This window comes from Cognatundibacterium luofuense, from assembly GCF_018139685.1.
Taxonomy (GTDB): domain Bacteria; phylum Pseudomonadota; class Gammaproteobacteria; order Burkholderiales; family Burkholderiaceae_D; genus Undibacterium; species Undibacterium luofuense.
The window spans coordinates 1-311 of the sequence record NZ_JAGSPN010000474.1 but is presented as its reverse complement, the minus strand read 5'-3'; the positions used below and the strand labels follow the sequence as shown (position 1 = coordinate 311).

The 311-nt window shown below is 55.3% G+C and carries 1 protein-coding gene; it reads right to left on the bottom strand.

Annotated elements, in window-relative coordinates; genetic code table 11:
• Positions 1-20 precede the first annotated feature (20 nt).
• On the bottom strand, positions 21-311 hold a 291-nt coding region (locus KDM89_RS21280; RefSeq protein ID WP_268977919.1), incomplete at its 5' end, for an ECF-type sigma factor.

Below are 311 nucleotides of genomic sequence, written 5' to 3'. Positions count from 1 at the left end.
AGAACGGACACGCCAGGATTTTATTGGCGCAAGGCTTCATACAGCCAGGCCCTTGCTTTTAGCCAGTCGCGTTGGACGGTACGTCTGGCAACACCCAGAAATTCAGCCGCCTCTTCTTCAGTGAGACCAGCGAAATAGCGCAATTCAACCAGCTGAGCCAGCCGTGGCGCCAGCTGTTCCAGCTCAGACAGCGCATCGTTGACACGCAGCAGTTCGGAAGTGTCGGGATGGCTGATGAGTAGCTCTTCATCCAGCGAAATATGATCCACGTCACCACCATTCCGCTGCGCCTGACGCTTACGTACATAGTC